The organism is Quyinboa ferrireducens (assembly GCF_042436675.1).
Lineage (GTDB): Bacteria > Bacteroidota > Bacteroidia > Bacteroidales > UBA5342 > JBHJHP01.
Genome location: NZ_JBHMVA010000021.1, coordinates 22,621 through 31,130 on the forward strand (window position 1 = coordinate 22,621; position 8,510 = coordinate 31,130).

At 40.6% G+C, this 8,510-nt stretch carries 2 protein-coding genes; one reads left to right on the top strand and one right to left on the bottom strand.

Going from position 1 to position 8,510, the window contains the following annotated elements; all coding sequences use genetic code 11:
• Positions 1 to 16: 16 nt before the first annotated feature.
• Positions 17 to 2,800 carry a glycoside hydrolase family 2 protein gene (locus ACE01N_RS19305; protein WP_380592498.1) on the bottom strand — a complete coding sequence of 928 codons (2,784 nt, stop codon included), beginning with the start codon at positions 2,798 to 2,800 and terminating at the stop codon, positions 17 to 19.
• Between the two features lie 461 nt (positions 2,801 to 3,261).
• On the opposite strand from ACE01N_RS19305, the gene ACE01N_RS19310 reads away from it, so the two are divergent.
• Positions 3,262 to 8,510: LamG-like jellyroll fold domain-containing protein (locus tag ACE01N_RS19310; RefSeq protein WP_380592500.1), on the top strand; the 5,249-nt coding region annotated here is incomplete at its 3' end.

Below are 8,510 nucleotides of genomic sequence, written 5' to 3' on the forward strand. Positions count from 1 at the left end.
TAACCGAATTGGTTGCTTAATTAAATTTGAAATATAAGCGGTTTTGCATGTCTGGTGTAGCACTGAATCCTTTAAACCGATGCAACTGAGATTGCGGACCGAAATTTTCAGCGGTCTGAAATTTAGTCCCTACAGCAGGTATAGCATCCAAAAATGAGATATCACCGGAAGGATACGGCGGAAATGTAAAATTCCGTTTCGGATCATAATGCTGTTGAATAGTCGGTGTAAACAGATGCAGAAAAACATCTTCTGAGGCACAGTATACTTCAAACGGTGTCGGGCATTCCAGTTTCATGCCGTAAAACAGGGAGTAGTAACCTTTAAACTCAGGATATTCCCATACCTCTCCCGTTATGGCATCGTTGTAAGTTTTATCCCATACATTAAGCGAACCACCCTTTAACCGGTTGTTATAAACCCGGTACGGTCCATTGGCAAACAACTTTGCTCCGGTTATTTCCTGATCCGGGAAACTGAAGGTTATCCCGCTCATCTTAATATTATCGGCAGGCCGGTAACTGTAATCCAGCTGCAGGATTCCGTTTTTCTGCATAGTCCACGAAAAACGATAGGCATCCCACCTGTTTGGATAACTGTAAACAACATCTATTGAGGAAACTCCATCTTCCGTTCTCAGCTTTACGCTCTTGCATCTTAACTTTTGATCTGTGATGAAAACAGGACCATCAGAAATTGGAATCATCCCATCAGCATTGTCAACCTGTTGAAGCAAACCGGTAGTCTTACTTATTTTAACAGATACGCCGGATGCAGACAAAGTATATAAAGAATCATCTTCGCTAATGAGCACATCCTTTTGTCCTGAAGGTTGCTCCTTCATCATTCTGTGTGCAAAAAATGCAGGTGAGTTTAATTCAAAACTCCAGGTGAACAGTTCACTGCCATCGGGGGCTTTTGCCGTAACATAAAGGACATCATAATCTTTCCAGTCATCAGGTAACGAAATATTCAGTTTGCCCCTGTTCCAGGGTTCGATATCCGGAGCCTCAATTTCACCTTTCACTTCATCGACAGAGCCATTCAAAGAACTGAACTTTTTCAGGGCATAAGAAAAACCACACTGCTTTGTATTGGTAAAATCATACCTGTTTTCAATATTCAGTGTACCATCCCAGGCGGGTGTTACGTACTTCTTTTCAACGTAAACCGGCGACCAGATTTCCTTGATGGTGTAAAAGCTGCCTTCCTTTTCCCTGTAGGGCCCCAGAATACCATCGGCACCTGAAGCATTATCGGTATCAAGTATGCCTTCTTTATCGGTTCGCACAACACCTTCGTCAGAAAAATCCCATAAAAATAAACCCGCAGACAAGGGGTTGGAAAGCATCAGATTCCAGTAATCATCGAGGCCGGCACCATGACCGCCATCGTATAATCCATGTAACAATTCTGTGGGCATAAAAATATCGCGTCCGTTAAACATGTTTTTAATCCCTGAATTAAAGGATATGTAATGCACCGTATTAATGTTATCATGCAATCCAAACGGATGTATCACGGGACGTTTCTGTAAATCCATATCCTTGAAAAGCGGATCAAGATCAAAATTAAATCCACCCTCATTCCCATTTGCCCAGAATATGACAGAAGGATCATTCAGGTCTCTTTTCAGCATTTCATTTACCAGTATGGTACCCACCTCGGTATCATAAGGCGGACGTTGCCAGGAACAAAGCTCATCAATAACATATATCCCAGCGGAATCACACATTTCCAGAAAATCCTTATCCGGTGGATAGTGCGACATACGAACCGCATTCATATTCATCTCCTTTAACAGTTTAATATCCTCCAGACTGTGTGCTCTGCTGACTGTACGTCCTGTAGAAGGCCAGAAACAATGGCGATTAACGCCTTTAAACATGATGCGTTTATTGTTAATATAAACCCCGTCTCTTTCACGTACTTCTATCGTTCTGAATCCAAACCGTTCTGTAACAGAATGAAGCTGTTTCCCTTTCCTGCTCACTGTGATAACAGCATCATACAGGTTTGGCGTTTCTGCTGACCACGGTTTAATATCCTTTATTACTGAAGAAGCTGTTAGTTTTTTATGCTTACCTTTTGATTCCGAATGGAATGATCCGACTTTATTTCCTGATCCCGCTTCTAAAATATCAACTGTAAGATCTGCGCCGGATATTTCTTTATCCAGGAAGGCATTCATGTTGATTGTACCGTCATGTCTGGCATCAATTCCGGTGTACTCAATAAAAGTTTCCGGAACAGCTTCCAGGTATACCGGTCTGAAAATACCTCCAAACACCCAGAAATCGGCATCACGCTCCGCACTGTTAACGCTTGCATTCGCGGACTGCTTGCTCACCTCAACCTCCAGTTTGTTCTCTGAATCCGGCTTCAGTAAATCGGTTATTTCTCTTTTGAACCGATAAAATGCTCCCTGATGAATATCGCCCGCCTGCTTGCCGTTGATTGAAATCTTTGTATCGGTCATTGAACCGTCAAAAACAATAAAAACGCGTTTATTCCTCCAGGCATCCGGAATAGAGAACGTGGTTTTGTATAATCCTTTTTCTGAGGATTTATGCCGTTCGTAGCCATAGTTATATTGTCCGAATCCTTCCAGCTCCCAACAGGACGGAACCCTGATCTTTGTCCACTCTCCACTGTTTCTTCCTGAAGTACAAAAGAAATCCCAGGTCACATTATCCTCTGTACTGTTGCCAGACAACATCATTTTCCCGGTTTCCTGCGCACTAGTAACATTTACAGCATAATAAAAGGCCAGAAAAAGAATAATAGAAATTTTTTTCATTTGAATGAATTTATAAAGATCAAGATGTAAAAATACATAACATTCACGCTTAAACACTTTTTACTATAAAATAATTAAGCCTTACCCGAATACAGTTAATACGATTCCCTGAATTTAATTCGAAATTTTTAAATATACGACTAATACATGACAAAAAATATAAAATGGATATATCTGTCCGGATCAAAATGTTTAAACGTGCATATAGTTATGTTAAAAATGACAGCCATACCAGACATCCGGACGAAAAGTATAATCCCTTAACTAAACACAAATTGCTACCACTTTATTGCTCTCAATTGATAACAAAAAAAGATTTCACCACCACATTAATTAACCTACAAATGACAAAAAATCATCAATTATTAATTTACTGTTAATTAATTATTGATTTAATCAAAATATTTTAATACTTTTACATCTGATTTTTAAAAATTAACTTATCATTAAGAACATATACCATGAAAAAGTTATTACTTGTTACCACAATCATGACACTTCTTTTCACGTCAATTTTAAATTCAAATGCACAAAACAATTGTCTTTCCTTTGACGGAGCAGATGATTATATAACTATGCCAACCGGCATTGTTGATCTAACTTCTGCTTACACAGTTGAAGCGTGGATTAATGTTAGCGATTATAGTAAGGTTGGGACTTTTAGGAGAAGAATTATAGCTTTAAGAGACGCCAACGATAACGACCTTGATTTAGCTGTTCATGAAAACAACAACCTGACATTTGTTGCAGAAGGAACCAAAAAGATAACATCAGAGACGTATTCTTCAGACAAGTGGCTTCATATAGCATTGGTTTTTAACGGTACAAACTACATACTTTACGTAAACGGTATTGCCCAAACAATCTCGGATGGAGGAGTAACTACCAATAATATTGGAAATAGCTCTTATATCGGTGCGACTCTAAGTTCTTCTGGAATGACAGCCTTTTTCTCAGGACAGATTGATGAGGTACGTATTTGGAATGATGAGCGAACTGAGAGCGAAATCAGGCAAAATATGCACAAAGAACTTACCGGGGCCGAATCTAATCTTGTCGCATATTATCCGTTTAACGAAACATCGGGAATAACAGCAGATAATGCAGAAGGAACTTCACTTTACGATGGTACTCTAACTAATATGACAGGCAGTGAATGGACAACCTCTTCGGCCATATTTGGCCCAAAGAATTGTCTGGATTTTGATGGGAACAATGATTGTGTTGATATACCAACATTAAGCCCGGCGTTTACCCAGGGTACAATTAGCTTCTGGATAAAACCAAAAGCAATTCCTGTAACACACTCCAGGGTACTTTCAGATGCCTGGGATGATGATGAAATATACCTTGTTAATGGTGTGGGTAAAATAGCAACGTGGTATATGATTAACGGAGACGAATTAATGTCATCGAGTGCTTTGCCAGTTAATGAATGGACGCATGTTGCAATTACTATGGATAATTCAGGCTCAAAGCTTTACATAAATGGTGTTTTAGACGACGAGTCAGGACCGTCGGATACTGATATTTCAACGAATTTTAGGATTGGGGGTTTTTATGGCGCATATTGGGAAGTCGTGAATGGTCAACTGGATGAATTCAGCATATGGAGTGATGTTCGTACACAAGAGGAAATACGTGAAAACATGTATAAGAACCTTACTGGAAATGAAGACAATTTGATAGCTTATTATAGTTTTGATAATTCTTCAGGAACAGTATTACAGGATCTTTCAGGAAACGGTAACGATGGTGTTCTTACAAATATGGATGCATCTACAGACTGGATTGCTTCCTCAGCATACAACACCTGGCTCAACACGTCATCTTCAGATTGGTCAACGGCATCAAACTGGAGTCTAGGCAGCGTTCCTGTGCCTTCTGATAATGTAGGGATTTATAGTTACAGCGGTGGAGCCAATGCTGTGGTGTCAGGTTCTCCCACAGTTAACAACTTAGTTTTAGGAAGTGCGTCATCCGCTACTTTATTATCAGGACTTGAAGTTACTAATTCTCTTATACTTGAAAGTAATCTTGACCTGAATGGACAAACTATTATACTCGGGAATTCAGGTATATTGATTGAAGATGCGGGACTTTTGTACGGTACTTCAGGTACAATAACCACAACTCGTTCACTGAGCAATATTAATGAAAACATAGGAGGTCTGGGTGCAGAAATTTCTACATCTTCCAATTTGGGCAGCACAGTTATTACTCGCGGCCATGCCCAACAAACAGGTGGAATAGCGGGGATATCACGATATTATGAAATTACACCTACAAATAACAGTGGTTTAAATGCCAGTTTGGTCTTTCATTACGATGATTCAGAGTTGAATTCAATAACCGAAGCAAATCTGCACTTGCTGAGGTCAACCGATGGTGGAAAAAGCTGGTCCGACAATAAGGGAACTGTAAACATATCTTCTAATACATTAACGTTGAGTGCAATTGATGCCTTTTCAACATGGACTGCAGGACTTACTTCACCGACTGTAACAACATCAACAGCTACATCCGTAAGCTATTTTTCTTCTCTTTTGGGAGGAAATGTTACCAACAACGGTGGTGCAACAGTCTACGAACGTGGGATAGTTTACAATACAAGCGGCTCCCCTACCACGTCTGATAACAAAGTTCAGATCGGGTCAGGAACCGGAGCTTTTTCTCAGTCGGTTACCGGTCTATTGGATGGAACCACATATTATGTGCGGGCTTACGCCATTAACTCCGAAGGCACATCATATGGCGGGGTTGAAAGTTTTACAACTAGCGCGTTACATGCTCCTGTTTTTACAGCTCCCACCGCCGCATTTGATGTATCATCTGCTGCTTATTCAGGGAATTCTTTTAATGTTATTTCACAACTAAGTTCTGCTTACGGTATTGACTTTAGCAGCGATGGTAGTGTAATGTTTGCCAGTACATATGATCGAAAAATAGTAAGTTATGATTTAAGTTCCCCTTGGGATATAACTACGGCTGTTTATAATACCAGTTTAAATTTAAGTTATAGGTCACAAGGAATTGCATTTAATAATGACGGTACCAGGTTCTATCATACCGGGAATAGCGGTGCAGGCATAAGTGAATATAATCTTTCTACAGCTTATGATTTATCAAGTGCTTCTTTTAATGCTAGAATTACACCTGCTGAAGGTTCAGATTATAATGACATAACTTTTAGCAATGATGGAACTAAAATGTACCTTTTGGGATACAGCTCCAAGGCAATACTTGAGTATACGTTGAGTGTAGCCTTTGATATATCAACAGCTGTTTATACTTCCAATTCATACACTGTTATTGAGAGCTCCAATGCGATGGATTTAGATTTTAATGCTGATGGATCTCAAATGTTTGTTATTACAATTGGAGGAGAACTGATTGTTTATAATTTAAGTACACCATTTGATCTGTCAACAATAAGTTTTAACAGTATTGGATTTGATACAGGTTCTGAGGAATTAAACCCTTATGGATTAGCTTTTAGTTCAGACGGATCTTATTTTTATGTAATTGGAGCTACAAAAAAAGTACATCAATATCAAATAAATGCTACCGTAGATTTTGCCGAAAACGGAACAGGAACTGTTGCCAATATTGATGCCAACGATGGCGATGGCGGCTCAACTGATACAGGGATTACCTACTCTTTGACTTCCGGCGGCGACAATGATTTGTTCGATATCGATTCTTCAACAGGGGCTCTTACCTTTAAAACTGTTCCAGACTTCGAAAATCCATCCGATGCAAACACTGATAATGTGTATAAAATTACTGTAATCGCTGACGATGGCAGTGCAAATAACAACACCGCAACACTGGAAATTAGTATTACCGTAACCAATGCCAATGATGCTCCAACCGCATCAAACGTCTCTACTTCCTCAGGACCAAACCAAAACCAGGTTTATATCTTCTCTACTTCCGACTTTGGATATTCTGATGTTGATAGTGATCCAATAGATCATATACGTATCACAGCAATTCCCGGTTACGGAACACTTTATGTTGATGCAAACAACAATGACGCTTACGATTCAGGCGAAGAATTATCGAACAGTTCAACCGTAAGTAAGGCAGATCTTGACGCCGGAAATTTACAGTATTACACAACCAGTTATTCAGGATCAACATCTTTTACTTTTGATGTAAGTGACGGAACAGATTACAGTACATCTGTTTACACCGTAACGTTAAGTGTGGTGGGGATTCCTACTGTAACAACTTCTACTGCAGGTTCTGTATCGGTAACATCTGCGACTCTGAGTGGAGAAGTAACATCAGATAATAACGGAACAGTTAGTGAAACCGGTGTGGTTTATTCCAAAACCGACAATACTCCAACCATAGCAGAGGGAGAAACAAAAGTAGCAATTAGTTCAGGAACCGGAACTTTCAGTCAGACAGTAAGTTCCTTATCCCCGGCTACAACATACTATTTTCAGGCTTATGCCATCAATCCGGCAGGAATATCTTATGGCGAAGCAAAAAGTTTGACAACGTTAAAGATGGATCAGACGATTACGTTCAACACAATGTCTGCTAAAACATTTGGTGATGCCGATTTCGATCCTGCTGCAACGGCTTCTTCAGGGTTAACTGTTTCTTACAGTTCTTCCGATGAAAATGTGGCTACCATTGTGGAGGGGAAAGTTCACATTGCAGGGGTAGGCTCCTGTACCATTTATGCGGATCAGCCAGGGGACGCTAACTATAATGCTGCAACACAGGTGAGCCAGTCTCTTAGCGTATCCAAAGCTTCAGCTTCTGTTGGATTATCCGAATTAACTGCCGTATTCGACAGTCTTACCCATGCAGCCATGGCAACCACAACGCCTTCTGGACTAAGCGTGGTAATTACATATAACGGTGGTTCTGTTCTTCCTGTTAATGCTGGGAGTTATGCAGTGGTGGCTACTATTGACGATGAAAGCTATAATGGCTCGGCCAACGGAACGTTAGTCATCTCTAAAGCTTCGCAGTCTGTATCGTTTGATGCAATGTCTGCTAAAACTTTTGGTGATGCCGATTTCGATCCTGCTGCAACGGCTTCTTCCGGGTTAGCTGTTTCTTACAGTTCTTCTGATGAAAGTGTGGCTACCATTGTGGACGGGAAAGTTCACATTGCAGGCGTAGGTTCCTGTACCATTTATGCGGATCAGTTAGGGGACGCCAACTATAATGCTGCAATACAGGTGAGCCAGTCTCTTAGCGTATCCAAAGCTTCAGCTTCTGTTGGATTATCCGGATTAACTGCCGTATTCGACAGTCTTACCCATGCAGCCGTGGCAACTACAACACCTTCTGGACTAAGTGTGGTAATTACATATAACGGTGGTTCTGTTCTTCCTGTTAATGCTGGGAGTTATGCCGTGGTTGCAACTATTGACGATGAAAGTTATTCAGGTTCGGCTAACGGAACCCTTGTTATCTCTAAAGCTTCGCAGACGATCTCGTTTGATGCAATGTCTGCTAAAACATTTGGTGATGCCGATTTCGATCCGGCTGCAACGGCTTCTTCCGGGTTAGCTGTTTCCTACAGTTCTTCCGATGAAAACGTGGCAACCATTGTGGACGGGAAAGTTCATATTACAGGCGTAGGTTCGTGTTCCATTTATGCTGACCAGGCAGGGGACGCTAACTATAATGCTGCAACACAGGTGAGCCAGTCTCTTAGTGTATCCGAAGCTTCAGCTTC